The 16,134-nt window shown below is 72.3% G+C and carries 14 protein-coding genes; 10 read left to right on the forward strand and 4 right to left on the reverse strand.

Annotation, left to right across the window (positions count from 1 at the left end):
• Position 1: 1 nt before the first annotated feature.
• The 4 genes from cnbZ to ACTZWW_RS01205 are packed head-to-tail and all read right to left on the reverse strand — an operon-like array spanning position 2 to position 4,853.
• Complete coding sequence (cnbZ, locus tag ACTZWW_RS01190) at positions 2 to 748, reverse strand: 2-amino-5-chloromuconate deaminase CnbZ (RefSeq protein WP_444779091.1); 747 nt, start codon at positions 746 to 748, stop codon at positions 2 to 4.
• 33 nt (positions 749 to 781) lie between these two features.
• Entirely contained in the window at positions 782 to 1,597 is an 816-nt protein-coding gene (locus ACTZWW_RS01195) for an aspartate dehydrogenase (RefSeq protein WP_444779092.1), read from the reverse strand.
• On the reverse strand, positions 1,594 to 3,969 hold the full coding sequence (locus ACTZWW_RS01200; protein WP_444779093.1) for a xanthine dehydrogenase family protein molybdopterin-binding subunit: 2,376 nt from the start codon (positions 3,967 to 3,969) through the stop codon (positions 1,594 to 1,596). The genes ACTZWW_RS01195 and ACTZWW_RS01200 overlap by 4 nt, the downstream gene beginning before the upstream one ends.
• Positions 3,966 to 4,853 (reverse strand): isocitrate lyase/PEP mutase family protein, encoded by an 888-nt coding sequence (locus ACTZWW_RS01205; RefSeq protein WP_444779094.1) that lies wholly within the window; start codon positions 4,851 to 4,853, stop codon positions 3,966 to 3,968. The genes ACTZWW_RS01200 and ACTZWW_RS01205 overlap by 4 nt, the downstream gene beginning before the upstream one ends.
• Before the next feature lie 97 nt (positions 4,854 to 4,950).
• Between ACTZWW_RS01205 and ACTZWW_RS01210 the strand changes: the two genes are divergently transcribed.
• The 10 genes from ACTZWW_RS01210 to ACTZWW_RS01255 all read left to right on the forward strand — a co-directional run bounded on the left by ACTZWW_RS01210 (position 4,951) and on the right by ACTZWW_RS01255 (position 16,118).
• Complete coding sequence (locus tag ACTZWW_RS01210; protein ID WP_444779095.1) at positions 4,951 to 5,748, forward strand: IclR family transcriptional regulator; 798 nt, start codon at positions 4,951 to 4,953, stop codon at positions 5,746 to 5,748.
• Positions 5,745 to 7,028, forward strand: a complete 1,284-nt coding sequence (locus ACTZWW_RS01215) for a 3-isopropylmalate dehydratase large subunit (RefSeq protein ID WP_444779096.1) — start codon at positions 5,745 to 5,747, stop codon at positions 7,026 to 7,028. The genes ACTZWW_RS01210 and ACTZWW_RS01215 overlap by 4 nt, the downstream gene beginning before the upstream one ends.
• Positions 7,029 to 7,032: 4 nt before the next feature.
• Positions 7,033 to 7,581, forward strand: a complete 549-nt coding sequence (locus ACTZWW_RS01220; RefSeq protein ID WP_444779097.1) for a hypothetical protein — start codon at positions 7,033 to 7,035, stop codon at positions 7,579 to 7,581.
• Positions 7,574 to 8,554, forward strand: coding sequence for an ABC transporter substrate-binding protein (locus ACTZWW_RS01225; protein ID WP_444779098.1), 981 nt, complete (start codon positions 7,574 to 7,576; stop codon positions 8,552 to 8,554). The genes ACTZWW_RS01220 and ACTZWW_RS01225 overlap by 8 nt, the downstream gene beginning before the upstream one ends.
• Positions 8,555 to 8,605: 51 nt before the next feature.
• Positions 8,606 to 9,592 (forward strand): TAXI family TRAP transporter solute-binding subunit, encoded by a 987-nt coding sequence (locus ACTZWW_RS01230; RefSeq protein ID WP_444779099.1) that lies wholly within the window; start codon positions 8,606 to 8,608, stop codon positions 9,590 to 9,592.
• A gap of 27 nt (positions 9,593 to 9,619) precedes the next feature.
• Positions 9,620 to 11,524: a TRAP transporter permease gene (locus ACTZWW_RS01235; RefSeq protein WP_444779100.1), complete on the forward strand. Its 1,905-nt coding sequence runs from the start codon at positions 9,620 to 9,622 to the stop codon at positions 11,522 to 11,524.
• 2 nt (positions 11,525 to 11,526) lie between these two features.
• Entirely contained in the window at positions 11,527 to 12,534 is a 1,008-nt protein-coding gene (locus ACTZWW_RS01240) for a nitrile hydratase subunit alpha (protein WP_444779101.1), read from the forward strand.
• Positions 12,531 to 12,833 carry an SH3-like domain-containing protein gene (locus ACTZWW_RS01245; RefSeq protein ID WP_444779102.1) on the forward strand — a complete coding sequence of 101 codons (303 nt, stop codon included), beginning with the start codon at positions 12,531 to 12,533 and terminating at the stop codon, positions 12,831 to 12,833. Before ACTZWW_RS01240 ends, ACTZWW_RS01245 begins: the two co-directional genes overlap by 4 nt.
• Before the next feature lie 280 nt (positions 12,834 to 13,113).
• Positions 13,114 to 14,136 carry a LacI family DNA-binding transcriptional regulator gene (locus tag ACTZWW_RS01250; RefSeq protein WP_444779103.1) on the forward strand — a complete coding sequence of 341 codons (1,023 nt, stop codon included), beginning with the start codon at positions 13,114 to 13,116 and terminating at the stop codon, positions 14,134 to 14,136.
• Between the two features lie 236 nt (positions 14,137 to 14,372).
• Complete coding sequence (locus tag ACTZWW_RS01255) at positions 14,373 to 16,118, forward strand: acetolactate synthase catalytic subunit (protein ID WP_444779104.1); 1,746 nt, start codon at positions 14,373 to 14,375, stop codon at positions 16,116 to 16,118.
• Positions 16,119 to 16,134 lie beyond the last annotated feature (16 nt).

Genomic DNA, 16,134 nt, shown 5'->3' on the forward strand with positions numbered 1-16,134 from the left:
CTCAGGCCACCCTCTCTTGGGCGAGGCCCCGGCAATCCATCTCGAACTCGAGGTCGACCACCGGGGGACGGTGATAGTGCCACGTCAGGCCGTGGCGCGCCGCGCCGCGCCGGATGATCTCGTCGGCGAGGAACGGGTGGAGGTCGTGCACCGTGTAGACCTGGGTCGCGGTCGCGTCGCGCCAGCCGAAGCCGAGAACGCCCATCCGTCGCTCCATCTCGGCGAGGACGAAGCGCGCCTTCTCGCGCAGGGCCGAGGGACCGACGTCCCCGAGCCTCACGATGTGGTCGCGATACGCGCCCTTCCCTTCCGGCGCCTCCGCGCCACCCGCGACGACGAAGGTCGGCAGGCCGGAGCGCGCCTCCACGGTGAAGCCGAAGGCGTGCAGCGACGGCTCCGCCGGCTCGTCGACCTCCGGGCAGACGTTGGCGCGCGCCACGGGGTTCTCGCCGTCGCGGACGATGCCCCAGCGCTCGAGCGTGCCGACGTAGAGGGCGTTGAACGCGTCGAAGCCCTCCTGCGTGAACGGCGCCGGCGAGCGCAGCTCGCAGGAGCAGAACGCGGTCGTGGGGCGGCCCTCGGCCGCCATCAGCGCCTGCGCGCGCGCGAACCCTTCCGCGAGCGGGACCGGGTCGCGGAAGCGCACGCGCACGATCTCGTATCCGGGCATCGCGGCGACCCCCGCCGAGTACTGGAAGACCCCGGGGGCATAGCGATAGCCGCCGGGCTCGAAGCTGCGGTGTGTCACGGGTTCCCCTCCGGTGTCGGCGCCGAGCCGAGGTCAGATGACGAAGTGCGCGCTCTGGTTGGCGAGCGCCCAGGCGAGGCTGTAGGCCGTCGAGGCAGAGGTCTTCGGGTTCGTGCCGGCCGCCCCCGCGTTCTCGACGAGGAGCGTCCCCACGGCGCTCGTCGCCTCGATCCGGCCGGTGTTCCCGGTCGCGGCGGGGTCGGCGACGAGGCGCACGCGGGTCTCGTCGAGCCCGAGGCCGGCGAGCGCGACCGTCGCGGCGAGGTTGGCGTTCTTCGGATAGGCGAGCGCCGCCTCCCGGGCGCTTCCGTCGAAGAAGACGGCGGCCTCGCGCAGGCCGTCGAGATCGACCCGGTCCTCCGCCGGCGTGCCCTTCCAGGCGAGCGGCGGCTTCGTCGAGGTGTAGACGACGCGCTCCAGCCCCGCGCGCTTGTGGGCTCCCAGGCCGTCGAGCCCTGCGATCGCGCCGGCCGGCGCGATCAGGCGCGCGCCGCTGCGACGGGCGCGCGCCGTCCAATCCTCCAGCACGCCCGGCGACGCGAGCGCGCCGGTCGCGATCGCCATCACGTCGATCCCCGCATCGAGCAGCCGCCCGGCATGCGCGAGCAGCGCCTCCTGGCCCGCGCATTCCACCACGATGTCGGGCCGCAGCGCGACGAGCGCCTCGACGTCCGAGACGACCGCGACGGATGGGCCCAGCGCGGCGCGGGCCTCGTCGGGCCGCGAGCGGACGAGGGCGCCGACGAGGCGCGGCGCGCTCGGGTCGCGCGCGATCTCCGCGGCGAGCACGCGCCCGATCGCGCCGTATCCGATGATCGCCGCCGTCGCGGCGCGCCGCCTGTCGCTCATCCGTTCCCTCCCGGTGCGCGCGCCTCGGCGTCGCGGATCGCGCGCCAGATCCGCGCGGGCGTGAGCGGCATGTCGACGTGGCGCACGCCGAGCGGCGCGAGCGCGTCGAGAACCGCGTTCGAGATCGCGACGAGCCCGCCGACCGTGCCCGCCTCCCCCGCTCCCTTGACGCCGAGCGGGTTCACCGCCGTCGGCACGTTGTTCTCCTCGCAGCGCGGCGTGGGCATCGCGTCGGCGCGGGGCACGGCGTAGTCCATGAACGAGCCGGTGACGAGCTGCCCGTCCTCGTAGACGATCCGCTCGCCGAGCGCCTGGCCGAGCCCCTGCGCCACGCCGCCGTGGATCTGGCCCTCGAGCAGGAGCGGGTTCACGACGCGGCCGACGTCGTCGACGACCGTATAGCGCACGATGGCGACCGCGCCCGTCTGCGGATCGACCTCGACCTCGCAGACGTGCACGCTGTTCGGAAAGGTCGGCGCGCCCGGCGTGAAGACCGCGCGCGCGGTCAGCCCGGGCTCGAGCCCCGGCGGCAGGCGTGCGAGGTCGTAGGCGCGCTCGGCGACCTCGCCCAGCGTGATCCGCCTGTCGGTCCCCGCGACCGCGAAGACGCCGTCCTCGAAGGCGATGTCCCCGACGCCGGCCTCCAGGGCGTGGGCGGCGATCAGCCGGGCCGTCTCGATCACGCGCTCCGCGGCCATCGTCACGGCGGTCCCGCCGACGGCCATGGAGCGCGAGCCGAAGGTGCCCACGCCATGGCGCACGGCGCTCGTGTCGCCCTGGACGAGGCGCAGGGGACCGGGCAGCGGGCCGAGCGCCGCGTCCAGGATCTGCGCATAGGCGGTCTCGTGCCCCTGCCCGTTGGAGATGGTGCCCACCGTGAGCGTGAGCGAGCCGTCGCGGTCGAGGTGCAGCTCGGCGGTCTCCTCGAAGCCGCCGCCCGCCTGCTCGATCGCGTTGACGAAGCCGAGCCCGAGGAGGCGCCCGCGCGCCCGCGCGTCGGCCCGCCGCGCCGGCGCTCCGGCGAGGTCGGCCGCCTCCTCGGCGAGCGCCATGCCCCGCTCGAAGGCGCCCGAGTCGAGACGGAAGAGGAAGCCGGTGTCCGCGGGAAAGCTTCCGTCGGGAACGAGGTTGAGCCTGCGCAGCGCCACCGGGTCCCGGCCCGTCTCGCGGGCGGCGACGTCGATGAGCCGCTCGATGACGTAGGTCGCCTCGGGGCGTCCCGCGCCGCGGTAGGTGCCGACGGCGGGCGTGTTCGTGAACGCGCCCGTGACGTGCGCGTGGGTGGCGCCGATGCGGTAGACGCCGGTGAGCCCGCCGAGATTGTTGGTCGAGGAGTTCGGCCCGAAATTCGACAGCCATGCCCCGAGATTGGCGACGGTGCGCACCTCCAGGCCGATGAACCGCCCGGCCTCGTCGAGGGCCAGGGCGGCGCTGGTGACGTTGTCCCGCGCCTGGTCGTCGGCGAGGAAGGACTCGCTGCGCGTCGCCGTCCAGCGCACCGGCATGCCGAGCCGGCGCGCGGCGACGAGGACGAGCGCGTATTCCGGAAAGTTGGCCCCCTTCATCCCGAACGCGCCGCCGACGTCGGGCACGAGCACACGCACCGCGTTGAGGGGCGCGCCGAGCATCGCCGCGAGCTCGCGGCGCAGGATGAAGGCCTTCTGGCTCTGGCAGTGCAGCGTGTAGGACCCGGTTCCGGGATCGTAGGCGCCGATCGCGGCGCGAGGCTCGAGTGCCGCGGCCGAGACCCGCGAGATCCGCAGGTCCAGCCGCGTCACGTGCGCCGCACGGGCGATGGCCTCCGCCACGCCCTGCGCGTTTCCCACCGCGTGCACGAACGAGACGTTGTCCGGCGCCTCCGGCCAGATCGCCGGAGCGCCCGGCGCGATGGCGCCCGCGGCGTCGGTGACGCATGCGAGCGGCTCGTAGTCCACGGCGACGGCCTCGGCCGCGTCGAGCGCCTGGCGCGCCGTGCGCGCCACCACCATCGCCACGGGCGCCCCGAGATGCGGCGCGATCGCCTCCGCGAGGACCGGCCGGCGCGGGACGATCATCGGCTCGCCGGGACGGCGCTCGCGGGGAAAGCGGCAGTCCAGCGGGCCGACCCCCATGGCGCGCAGCTCGTCCGCCGTGACGATGTCGAGGACGCCGTCCATCGCGGCGGCGGCCGCGGCGTCGATGCCGCGGATGCGCGCGTGGCCGTGGGGCGACCGGACGAAGGCCGCGAACACCGCGCCCGGAACGTCGATGTCGGCGACGTAGCGCCCGGCGCCGCGTACGAGGCGCCCATCCTCGCTGCGCGGCAGGGGGCTGCCGAAGCGGCCGGGACGCGCGTCGGTCTCCCGGTCCGGCGTCGTTCGGTCCGGCGTCATCGGGCGTCGGCCCAGGCGGATTCCGCGGCGATGGCGGCGGAGGTGTCGACCGCCTCGTCGCGCACGGCCGCGGGGACGAGCCGATCGGCCACGGCCCGGGTCGAGCCGGACCGGCGGATCGTCTCGAAGACCGCGTTCATGCCCGCGATGGCCGCGCTCTGCGCGTCGCCGGGATAGATCACGAGCACGTAGCCGAGCGCGCGCATCTCCCCGAGCGGCAGCGGCAGCCCCTCCCGCGCCTTGGAGACGTTGATCATCTTCGGCCCCGGGACGGCGCGGGCCGCCGCGCGGATGGCGTCCGTCGTGTCGAGCCCCTCGATGAAGGCCACGTCCGCGCCGGCCTCGAGATAGCCGCGCATCCGGCGATAGGCCGCCTCCTCGCCCTCTGCATGGACCGCGTCGGTGCGCGCGATCACGAGCATGCCGGGATCGCGCCGCGCGGCGACGGCCGCGACGATGCGCGCCCTCGCCTCCTCGTAGGGCACGACCTGCACGCCGGCCATGAGCCCGCATCGCTTCGGGAAGGTCTGGTCCTCGATGTGCAACGCCGCGACGCCGGCGCGCTCGTAGAGCGCGACGGTGCGCGCGACGTTGAGGAGCCCGCCATAGCCGGTGTCCGCGTCGGCGATCACGGGAAGGCCGGCCTCGCAGATCTCCTCGATCCGCCCGAGCATCTCCGTGCACGAGACGACGCCCAGATCCGGGTGGCCGATCGCCCGGGCGATGGCGCCGCCGCTGGCGTGCAGGGCGAGGAGACCGGCCTTCCGGGCGAGCCGCGCCGACAGCCCGTCGAAGACGCCGGGAGCGAGGATCGGGTCGGGGCCGTCGATCAGCGCGCGCAGGCGCCGGCGCGCCGCCCCGGCAACGCTCGTCTCGTCGGTCATCGCCGTCTTCCTCCCCCGCCCCGCGGATTTTCGCTTGCGCAGGCGCCGCAGGCATGTTCACCTATATGAACTGAGTTCACGATACGGAACAACTCGCATGGCGGTCAAGTCCGCAAGCCGCGTGATCGACATTCTGGAGCTGCTCGGCGACACGGGCGGGGGCATGACGCACGGCGAGATCGCCCGGCGGCTGACGCTGCCGAAGAGCAGCCTCACGGCGGTCCTGCGAACGCTGCTCGAGCGTCGCTTCCTGGAATACGACCCGGCGACGGCGACCTACGCGCTGGGCTCGGCCCTGCTGGCGCTCAGCAGCGTCTATCTGCGCCGCTCCGACATCCCGCGCCTCGCGCAGCCGATCATCGCGCAGCTGATGATCGCGACCGGGGAATCCGCCGCGCTGACGATCCCGCAGGACAGGGAGGTCGTCGTCGTCGGCAAGGAGAATTGCGACAAGGCGATCCTCTACTCGCTCCAGCTCGGCGGCCGCGGCCCGATCCACGGGTCGGCGAGCGGCAAGGCGATCCTCGCGATGAGGCCTCGGGCCGCGGTCGAGGCGCTGCTCGGTCCCGGGCCGCTGCCGCGCGCGACGCCGCACACGATCACGGAGCCGCGGCGGCTCTACGCCGAGCTCGACGCGATCGCGGCCGGCGAGGTCGCCTACAGCCGCGAGGAGATGGTCGAGGGCATCGTCGCGTTGGGGCTGCCGATCTTCGATGCGGTGGGCGCGCCCTGCGCGGGCATCAGCGTCGGCGTACCGGTCGTGCGCTTCACGGCCGCGCGGGAGCGCGCGATCGTCGCCGAGCTTCGGGTGGCCGCACGCGAGATCTCGCATCGGCTCGGCTGGCAGGGCGGCGCGGTCGACAACGTCTCGGACATGAAACGGAGAGCCAAGTGACTGACGCGCAGAGCCGGACGCTCGCCGAGATCATCCTGTCGCGCGCCGTCGGACGTCCCGTGCATGCGGGGGAGTTCGTCACGCCCCGCGCGGATCTCGTCACCGTGCACGACTGGTACACGCTGAACGCCTTCCGCACGCTCGAGGCCTTCGGCGTCGAGCGGCTCGCGGACCCGGACCGCGTCCTGCTGTGCACGGACCACGAGCCCCTCGGCGTGTCGCCGGCCGCCTTCGCGCGCCAGCGCCAGATCGGGCAGATCGCGGAGCGCTTCGGCATCCGGCACCATTATCCGTCGGGTCGGGGCGGGCTGGGGCACGTCTTTCCCGTCGAGCGCGGGATCGTCCGCCCGGGCATGCTCGTCCTCGCCTACGACACCCACGTGACCAATTACGGCGCCGTCGGCGCGCTGGGCATCGCGGTCCTCACCGAGATCGCCGAGGTTCTCGCGCTCGGATCGGTCTGGGTGGCCGTCCCCGAGACGCTGCGCGTCGACCTCGTCGGCACCCTGGGCCCGGGCGTGAGCGCGCGGGACGCGGCTCAGAAGCTCATCGGCACGATCCCGCAGCCGCTCTTCGAGGACGCGGTCGTGGAATTCGGCGGCCCCGCGCTCGATCGCCTCGACATGGACGCGCGCCTCACCCTGTGCAACACGCCGCTCGAGGTCGGCTCCGTCTCGTCCCTGTTCGAGGTGGACGCCTATGCGCAGGACTACGCCCGGGCGCGTTCCGGCGAGGCCGTCGCCCGGATGCGGCCGGACGAAGGGGCGCGCTATCGCGAGCGCGTCACCTTCGATCTCTCGCGCGTGGCGCCGCAGGTCGCGCTGCCGCCGACGCCCGACAACGTGGTCGACGTCACCGAGGTGGAGGGAATCCCGATCCAGCACGCCTTCGTGGGCAGCTGCGCGTCTGGGATGATCACCGACCTGCGCGCGACGGCCGCGGTCCTGAAGGGCAACGTCGTCCACCCCGCCGTGCGCCTGATCATCACCCCTGCGACCCAGGAGGTTCTCGAGATCGCGAGCCGCGAGGGGCTGATCGAGATCTTCGCGCAGGCGGGCGCGATGGTGACGGCGCCCGGCTGCGGGGTCTGCGCCGGCGGCCGCATCGGCGGCGTCACCTCCGGCGAGACCTCGATCGGGACCGGCACCCGCAACGAGCCGGGGCGCCTGGGCGCCCACGACGCGGTCCTGCACATCGCGAGCCCCGCCACGGTCGCCGCCTCCGCCATCGCCGGCCGGATCACGGATCCGCGCCCCCGTCTCGCCGCGACAGGAGCCTGAGCCGATGCCCGACAACCCGCTGATGCGCCGCGGGCGCGCCTGGCTCTTCGGGGACAACGTCGCCATCGACGGCGACCTGATGGCGCTCGAATGGGCGCTCAAGCGCGAGACCGACCCTCGCGTCCTGCGCGCGCACACGTTCGCGGGCCTGCGCCCGGACTTCGCCGAGGGCGTCCGGGCCGGCGACGTCGTCTTCGCGGGGCGCCGCTTCGCCCAGGGGAACCCGCACATCCAGGGGCTCATCGGCCTCGTCGGCTGCGGGGTCGGCATCGTGGTCGAGTCGATCCCGGTGGGGAGCTTCCGGAACGCGCTCTGCGCCGGGCTGCCCATGCTGCCGCGCTGCCCGGGCGTGACCGCGATGGTCGCAGACGGCGATCGCGTCGCCGTCGATTTCCGGGCGGGCGTCGTCGTCAACGAGACGTCGGGGGAGGAGCGGCGCTTCGAGCCGCTTCCGGCGAACCTGCTCGCCTATGTCGAGGCCGGCGGCTGGGGGCCGATGTTCCGGCGCCGCCTCGAGCGGGAGCGCGCACGCGCGGTCGCGGCCGATGCGTGACGCGCTCACCATCGCCGTCGGCGACTACGATCGCACCCGCCCGCTGATCGACGGGCGCGTGCCGATCCCCGGGCGGGAGGCGACCTACCTGAGCCCGCCGTTCGAGACCATGTTCGCCGACGCCTTCGAGCGGGGCGCCTACGACGTGACGGAGCTGTCGTTCAGCAACTATCTGAGGCTGAAGACGCGTGGCGCCTGCGACTACGTCGGCCTGCCGGTCTTCCCCTCGCGCAGCTTCCGGCATTCCGCCTGGTACGTCCGCCGCGACGGCCCGGTGCAGCGCCCCGAGGACCTGCGCGGCCGGCGCGTGGGCGTGCGGGAATACTCGATGACGGCGGCGGTCGTCGCCCGCGGCGCGCTCACCGACGCGCACGGGCTCCAGGCGCGGGAGATGGCGTGGGTGATCGGCGACGTCGAGACGCGCGAGCGCGACGCCATCGTGCCGACGCCGCTGCCGGACGGCTATCGCATCGCGGCGATCGAGCCCGGTCGCTTCCTCGTCGACCTCCTGCTCGCGGGCGAGATCGACGCGCTTCTCGCCTACAAGCCGCCGAAGCTCTTCACGGCCGGCGACGCGCGCATCGCGCGGCTTTTCCCGGACTACGCCGCCCGCGAGGAGGAGGCGTTCCTCCGGACCGGCGTCTTCCCGATCATGCATCTCATGGGCGTGCGGCGGGACGTGGCGGAGGCCGATCCGGACCTGCCGCGCGCCCTGTGCGCGGCGTTCACCCGGGCCAAGGACATGGCGCTCGACACCCTGCGCACCGTCCAGGCGCTCGGCGTGTCGCTGCCCTGGCTGGTCCCGGAGGTCGCCCGAACGACCGCGCTGATGGGCCACGACTGGTGGCCCTACGGCCGAGAACAAAACCAGAAAGCGATAGACGCCATGCTGCGCTACATGCGCGAGCAGGGGCTGATCGATCGCGCACCGATGCTCGAGGAGATCTTCCACCCATCCACCCTCGAGACATGACCGGCGCAGGCCGAAGGCCGCGCCTGAGACCAACGACAATGGGGAACCGACATGAAGACGACGAAAGTCCTGAAGTCGTTCGCGCTCGCGGCGATCGCGACCGCGGCGCTCGCAGGCGGCGCGTCCGCCGACTGGAAGCCGGGCGACGAGATCGTCCTGCGGCACGCGGCCAGCCAGCCGGTGCATTCCATCTACGTCGTGAACGCCGGGCACAAGGCGATCATCGAGCGTGAGATCCCCGGCGTGCGGCTGGAGCTGACCGCGACCCAGGGCGGCGTCGAGAACGCCCGGCTCCTCCAGGCCGGCGAGGTGGAATCGGCGAACGGCAACAGCACCGGCGCCTACGCCGTGCATCACGGCCGCTTCCTCGCCGAGGGCGAGGCTCCCTATCCCGATCTCCTGGGCTGGTTTCCGGGATACACGGCGGACCAGGGCATCATCGTGAACGCGGACAGCGGCTTCACGACGTTCCGCGACCTGCTCGGCAAGCGCGTCGCGCTCGGCCCGGTCGGCTCGGGCGCCGAGGCGACCGTCACCGAGGGTCTCGCGGCGATGGGCGTCACCGACGCCGACTTCGAGAGCGTCCTGCGTACCGATCCGCGCTCGGCCTTCAGCGCGCTGGCCGCCGGCAACGTCGACGCCGTCCTGTGGGGCACCGCCCACCCCGCGAGCGCCATCGTCGAGCAGATCACGACCCGGGACGTGAAGCTGCTCTCCTACGATCCCGCCGACCTCGCCAAGATCGCGGAGCAGTATCCCTTCTACCATTCGGCTCGCGTCGCGGCCGGGACCTACGAAGGGCAGGACGAGGACATCTACTGGATCGGCTCCAGCGTCCACAACTGGATCCACCGCTCGGTGCCGGACGACCTCGTCTACGCCATGACCAAGGCCATGTGGGAGAACAAGGACGAGCTCGTGGAGCGGCATTCGTCGCAGTCCTTCCTTGACGAGGACATGGTGCGCCAGCAGGCGTCGATGGTGCCGTTCCATCCCGGCGCCGAGCGTTACTTCAAAGAGATCGGCGTCCTTCAGTAAGTTCCTGTCGCGACCGGGAGTGAAACCATGAACCGTCGCAAACTGATCGGCTTCGATGCCTACGTCTTCTCGGGGGGAGCGCTCGCGCTGCTCCTGGGGCAGCTCAACCTGCTGTACCTAGCACCGATCAGTCCGTTGCTGCACGGGCTCTTGTTTCTCTCCTCGGTCACGGCGTTGAGCTTCGTCAAGCTCGCCGCGGTCTCGATCGAGGGCGAGCGCGGGCATCGGGTCGCGCTCCACGACTGGGCGCTGGCCGCGCTCGCCCTCGTGCCGCTCCTCTACGCGTACTACGACTACAACGCCTTCGTGAGGCGCGCGACGCTTCCGAACCCGACGGACGTCGCGATGGGCATCCTGCTCATCGTGCTCATCCTCGAGGCCGGGCGCCGCGCCATCGGCTGGATCCTCCCGATCCTCGGCGCCCTCGCCTTCCTCTACGCCATCTCGGGAACCTTCATCCCCGAAGCCTGGGGCATCGCGCCGAGGATCTCCCTGCGCCGCGTCGTGGGGACGATGACGATGACGGAGATCGGGCTCTTCTCCGAGCCGCTGCAGGTCGCGCTGCGGTGGATCTTCATCTTCATCGTCTTCGGCGTGGCGCTGGCCTTCGCCAGCGGGATGATCTTCTTCGAGAAGATCTCGATCAAGGCGGCCGGCGGCGTCCGCGGCGGGCCGGCCTACATCTCGGTCATCTCCTCGGCCCTCTTCGGCACCGTCTCCGGCAGCAACGTCGCCAACGTCATGTCGACGGGGCAGATGACGATCCCCCTCATGCGCCGGGTCGGCTACGGCCCCCTCTACGCGGGGGCGATCGAGGCGGTCGCCTCCACCGGAGGCGCGCTCACGCCGCCGATCATGGGCGCCGCGGCCCTCATCATGGCCGAGCTCGCCAACACGCCCTACCTGTCGGTGATCGCCTCGGCGGCGATCCCGGCGGCGCTCTACTACGTGGCGATCGCCTGCTTCGTCTATGCGCTCACGACGCGGCTCGGCATCGTGCTCGATCCCCAATCGGTACCCGAGACCGGCGGGCAGCTGCTGGCGCGGTACTGGATCATCCTCGTCGCAATCGGCTGGCTGATGTACAGGATCGTGAGCTTCTATCCGCTCGAGCATGCCGCGCTGCAGGCGGCGGCGATCCTGATCGTCGGCACGGTGTTCTACGATCGGGGCGCGTTCCGGCCGGCGTCGCTGCGGCGCGCCGTCGACGGCATCGCCGAGGGCGTGATCGACATCACGCTGGCCTGCGGGGTCTCGGGCCTCCTCGTCGGCGTCATCCTCGTCACCGGGCTGGGCATCGAGCTGTCCTCCACCGTCCTCGCCCTCGGGGAGAGCTCGCTCCTCCTGGCGCTCGTCGCCACGATGGTCGTGACCATCGTGCTCGGTTGCGCCGTCCCGGGCATCGCGGCCTACATCATCGCCGCCTCGGTCGTGGCCGCGCCGCTGGCGGAGCTCGGCGTCCCGATCCTGGCGGCCCACATGTTCATCTTCTACTTCTCCCTCTTCTCCGGGCTCACCCCCCCGGTCGCGCTGACGGCCTTCGCCGCCGCGAGCATCTCGGGCGCGGACCCGTTGCGCACGGCCGTCGTCGCCACGCTCGCGGCGCTTCCGGCCTACCTGCTGGCGTTCTTCTTCGTCTATCAGCCCGAGCTGCTCCTCATCGGAGGCGACACGCTGGACATCCTCTCGGTCACCCTCACCACCGCAGTCGGCGTCGTCCTCATGGGGCTCGCCGGCGGAGGCGCGGTGTTCTGCCGGCTGCGCATGTGGCAGCGCATCGCGCTGTTCGCCTGCGGCGTCGCCCTCGTGGAGGGCTCCGTCGCGACGGACGTCGCGGGGATCGGGACCGCGCTCGTGATCGTCTTCTTCAACCTGCAGCGGTTCCGCGCCGAGCGCGCGGCGGGCCTGCGCGTCGCGACGCCGGGAGAATGAGCATGACGACCCGTGGCTACCACGATCTCGGCGGCGTTCCGGCGGAGCCCTTCGAGGCGATCGAGCACGCGCTCACGCAATGGGAGCGCGAGGTCGACGCCATCCGCATGCTGCTCGCGGACGATCGCCGACGGCTCCTCAACGGCGAGGAGGTGCGGCGCGTGATCACCAGCATGGGCGCCGAGCGATACGACACGATGGCCTATTACGAGCGCTGGCTCGTGGGCTTCAAGACCGTGCTCGTCGAGAAGGGCGTGCTGAGCGAGGCCGAGATCGACGCCGCCGCCGCGGCCGTCTCGGACGCCGACATCGCCCCGCCCGCGGACGCGCACGCCCACCACGACCACGACCACGACCACGATCACGATCGCCACGACCACCAGCACGACGACCATGGTCACCAGCCGGACGACGAGCGGCACGATCCGTTCACGCCGGAGGGGCGGCGCCTCGCGGAGGCCGTCAAGCGGCTGCTGATCGCCAAGGGGATCGTGTCGGCCGCCGACATCCGCGAGACGATCGACTTCTACGATTCCCGCGGCGCGCATCTCGGCGCGCGCGCGGTGGCGCGCGCCTGGGTCGATCCCGGCTTCAGGGCGAGGCTCCTCGCCGCGCCCGACGCGGCGCTCGCCGAGCTCGGGATCGATCTTCGCGGCACCCGGCTGTGCGTGGTCGAGAACACGCCGGCCGTCCACAACCTGATCGTCTGCACGCTCTGCTCCTGCTATCCGCGCACCCTGCTGGGCCGCCCTCCGGCCTGGTACAAGAGCCGCGCCTACCGCGCGCGGGCCGTTCGGGAGCCCCGCGCGATCCTCGCCGATTTCGGCCTGCGGCTGCCGGAGGAGACCGTCCTGCGGGTGCACGACAGCACGGCGGACCTGCGCTACATGGTCCTGCCGGCGCGGCCGGCGGGGACGGAGGGGCTGGACGAACCCGCGCTCGCCGCTCTCGTCGGCCGCGACGCGATGATCGGAACCGCCGTGGCCCGCGCACCGGAGGCCGCGAGGTGAGCGGCGATGCGCAGCCCCCCTCCGAGATCCTGACGCCGGGGACCACCGTGCGGGTTCGTCGCGCGTTCCCGCCGGGCCACACGCGCACGCCCTGGTACGTCCGCGGGCGGGCGGGCGTCGTCGAGCGCTTCGTGGGCCGGTTTCCCAACCCGGAGGCGCTCGGCTACGGGCTCGGCCCGACGCCCCGTGTCGCCCTCTACCGGGTTCGATTCGCCATGGCGGACATCTGGGAGGATTACGCCGGCCCGTCCGGCGACAGCCTCGATGTCGAGATCTACGAGCACTGGCTGCAGTGCTGAGCCTCGAGGCGAACGGCGCGCGCTCGGCACGAGAGGCGCTCGGCACCCGAGGGATCGCGATCGACAGCCGCCGCCTCGGCCCCGCGAGCACGACGTCGCGCGCTCCGCGAGCACGCGGCCCGTGCGCTCGACGATGAGACGAAGACGCCTCTTCCGTCACGAGGGCCCCAGCGTCCGGAACCGTCGACCCGGCCGGCGGGGCAGGTTGCGCCCTCGTGGATCGTGCGATAGAAACGTTTTTATGGATGGCAGGCTCGCGCGATCCGGCAGAGAGCAGTCGATGGCTGAGCGCAGAAGAGTCACGATCAAGGACGTCGCACGCGAGACCGGCCTCGCGGTCTCGACCGTGTCCAATGCGCTCGCCGGAAAGCCGCTGGTGCGGCCCGAGACGCGCGAGCAGGTCGTCGAGGCGGCCCGGCGCCTGGGATATCGCGCGTCGCTCGTCGCGCGCTCGCTGAGGGCCCAGCGCAGCTACGCCATCGGCGTCCTCATCGAGGACGTCGCCAACCCCTCGGCCGCGGCCTTCGTGCGGGGCGTCGAGGATCTCGTCGACCGTGCCGGCTGCACCCTGCTCCTCGCCAACACGGACGGCGACGTCGATCGCCAGGTCGCCGCCATGCAGGTGCTGCTGGACCGCGGGGTCGACGGCCTGGTGATGATCTCCCAGCATCTCGCGGACGAGCGGATCCGGGAGATGCTCGCCGGCGGGATACCCACGGTCCTCGTCCAGCGGCGCGATCCCGAGCTCGACTTCGACTATGTCGGCGCCGACAATTCCGACGGCATCCGGGAGGCGCTGCGCTACGTCAAGGGCCTCGGGCACCACCGGATCGGCTACCTGACGGGGCCGCTCGTCTCCAGCTCGGCGCGCGAGCGGCTCCGGACGTTCCGCGACGGCGTCGCCGAGCTGGGCCTCGACGCGTCCGAGGAGCTCGTCTGCCACGGGCGCTACAGCCTCGACGCCGGGCTCGAGGCGGCGGGCTATTTCTCCGGCATGCGGCAACGACCGACATGCATCTTCGCCAGCAACGACATGAGCGCCATCGGCCTGATCCAGGGCCTGGGCGAGCGCGGCCTGGACGTCCCGGCGGACGTCTCGATCGTGGGGCTCGACGACATCGAGCTCGCGCGGATCAAGGCGATCGACCTGACGACGATCCGCCTGGAGAAGCGCGAGATAGGAGCGGAGGCCGCGCGCCTCCTGCTGCGCCGGGTCGATCGGCCGGACGCGCCGGCCCGGACGGTGATCCTGCCGACGCGGCTCATCGTCCGCGGCACGACGAGCCCCTGCGCGACGCGCTGATCGCAATTTCCGGGACGGATTGACGAAGGGCTTCGGTACCGATACGCATGACGACGGAATAAAAACGTTTCGATCGTTCGTTTCATGGACGATCCCGGCCGGCACGACGATCCGCCCCGCGACGGGTCTCGCGCGCCGACCAACGACACCCGCCCGTCCTCGCGAGCCGAGGGCGGCCACGGCGCGGCACCGGAGGTCGTTTCCTCCCCGGCCCGCAGACGACGGAGCGAAGCCAGATGAGTACAGCCAAGGCCGAGACGGCCAGCGCAGCCCCTGCGAACACGACGGGAGCGCACCGCTTCGCGGCCGCTCTGCGCCGCCACGGCGTCGAGGTGGTCTTCGGCCAGTCGATCCCCTCCGCCCTGTTCCTCGCCGCGCCGCACCACGGCATCCGCCAGATCGGCTATCGGACGGAGAACGCGGGCGCCGCCATGGCGGACGCCTACGCCCGGGTCAGCCGTCGCGTGTCCGTCGTCACGGCCCAGAACGGCCCCGCGGCGACCCTCCTAGTCCCGGGCCTCGCGGAGGCGCTGAAGGCCTCGATCCCGATCGTGGCGATCGTGCAGGACGTGCACCGCGCGGCGACGGACAAGAACGCCTTCCAGGAGCTCGACCACCTCGAGCTGTTCAAGGGCGCCGCGAAGTGGATCCGGCGGCTCGCCGAGGGCGACCGGATCGACGACTACGTCGACATGGCCTTCACCGCCGCCGCCTCGGGCCGGCCCGGGCCCGCCGTGCTGATCGTGCCGATCGACCTGTTCGACGAGGCCGTGGGTCGCGCGGAACACCCGCGCTCCGCCGACCTCGGGCGCTGCCCGCTCGACCGCATCGGCCCCGACCCGATGGCGATCGCCCGGGCGGCGGACATCCTCGCATCCGCCGAGCGTCCCGTGATCGTCGCCGGCGGCGGCGTTCACGTGTCGGGCGCCTGCGACGCGCTCGCGGCGCTGCAGGAGATCGCGAGCCTGCCGGTGGCGACGACGTCGATGGGCAAGGGCGCCGTGTCCGAGCGGCATCCCCTCACGATCGGGCCGGTCGGCTACTACATGGGAACGCGCGGGCGCACCAAGTTCCTGCGTGACCTGATCAGCGAGGCGGACGTCGTCCTCCTCGTCGGGAACCGGACGAACCAGAACGGCACCGACAGCTGGCAGCTCTATCCGCGCAACGCGCGCTACATCCACGTCGACGTCGACCCCGTCGAGATCGGGCGCAACTACGAGGCGGACGTTCGGGTCGTCGGCGATGCGAGGCGCGCGCTCGAGGCCCTCGCCGCGGCGCTCGCCGAGCGCGACCTGTCGCGCCGCGCCGCCGCGCGCGACGCGCTCGAGCAGCGCATCGCGACGGGGATCGCGGCGCATCGCGCCGAGGTCGCGCGCGCGGTCGACATGGAGGCGTCGCCCGTGCGCCCGGAGCGGCTGATGCGCGACATCGACGGCCTCATGCGGGAGGACGACATCGTCGTCGCCGACGCCAGCTACTCGTCGATATGGGTCGCCAATTTCCTGGAGGTGCGTCGGGCGGGCCAGCGCATCCTGACGCCGCGCGGGCTCGCGGGGCTCGGCTGGGGGCTGCCCTACGCGCTCGGCGCCAAGGCGGCGCGCCCGGAAGCGCGCGTGATGGCGGTCGTGGGCGACGGGGGCTTCGCCCACGTCTGGTCCGAGCTCGAGACCTCGCGCCGGATGCGGCTGCCGGTGGTCGTCATCGTGCTGAACAATCAGATCCTCGGCTACCAGAAGCACGCCGAGAAGGTGATCTGGGGCGACCACACGGACGTCGTCGACTTCGAGCCCGTCGATCACGCGGCGATCGCGCGTGCGTGCGGCGTCGCCGGCGTGCGCATCGAGGCGCCCGGCGACTTCCGGCCGGCGCTCGAAGCCGCCCTCGCCTCCGACCAGACCACCGTCCTCGACGTCGTGACCGACGAGCGCGCCTACCCGCCGGTGACGATGTTCGAAGGCGATCGTCGCCTGGATTACTGAAAGGAAGGGCCGTGGG

Origin of the sequence: Salinarimonas sp. NSM, assembly GCF_052380005.1 — a bacterium.
In the GTDB taxonomy this organism is placed as follows: Bacteria; Pseudomonadota; Alphaproteobacteria; order Rhizobiales; family Beijerinckiaceae; genus Salinarimonas.

Bases quoted from the DNA above. Each gene is read 5' to 3' on its own strand.
- ACTZWW_RS01195 (WP_444779092.1), bottom strand. From the start codon at position 1,597: ATGAGCGACAGGCGGCGCGCCGCGACGGCGGCGATCATCGGATACGGC.
- ACTZWW_RS01200 (WP_444779093.1), bottom strand. From the start codon at position 3,969: ATGACGCCGGACCGAACGACGCCGGACCGGGAGACCGACGCGCGTCCC.
- ACTZWW_RS01205 (WP_444779094.1), bottom strand. From the start codon at position 4,853: ATGACCGACGAGACGAGCGTTGCCGGGGCGGCGCGCCGGCGCCTGCGC.
- ACTZWW_RS01210 (WP_444779095.1), top strand. From the start codon at position 4,951: ATGGCGGTCAAGTCCGCAAGCCGCGTGATCGACATTCTGGAGCTGCTC.
- ACTZWW_RS01220 (WP_444779097.1), top strand. From the start codon at position 7,033: ATGCCCGACAACCCGCTGATGCGCCGCGGGCGCGCCTGGCTCTTCGGG.
- ACTZWW_RS01225 (WP_444779098.1), top strand. From the start codon at position 7,574: ATGCGTGACGCGCTCACCATCGCCGTCGGCGACTACGATCGCACCCGC.
- ACTZWW_RS01230 (WP_444779099.1), top strand. From the start codon at position 8,606: ATGAAGACGACGAAAGTCCTGAAGTCGTTCGCGCTCGCGGCGATCGCG.
- ACTZWW_RS01235 (WP_444779100.1), top strand. From the start codon at position 9,620: ATGAACCGTCGCAAACTGATCGGCTTCGATGCCTACGTCTTCTCGGGG.
- ACTZWW_RS01240 (WP_444779101.1), top strand. From the start codon at position 11,527: ATGACGACCCGTGGCTACCACGATCTCGGCGGCGTTCCGGCGGAGCCC.
- ACTZWW_RS01250 (WP_444779103.1), top strand. From the start codon at position 13,114: ATGGCTGAGCGCAGAAGAGTCACGATCAAGGACGTCGCACGCGAGACC.
- ACTZWW_RS01255 (WP_444779104.1), top strand. From the start codon at position 14,373: ATGAGTACAGCCAAGGCCGAGACGGCCAGCGCAGCCCCTGCGAACACG.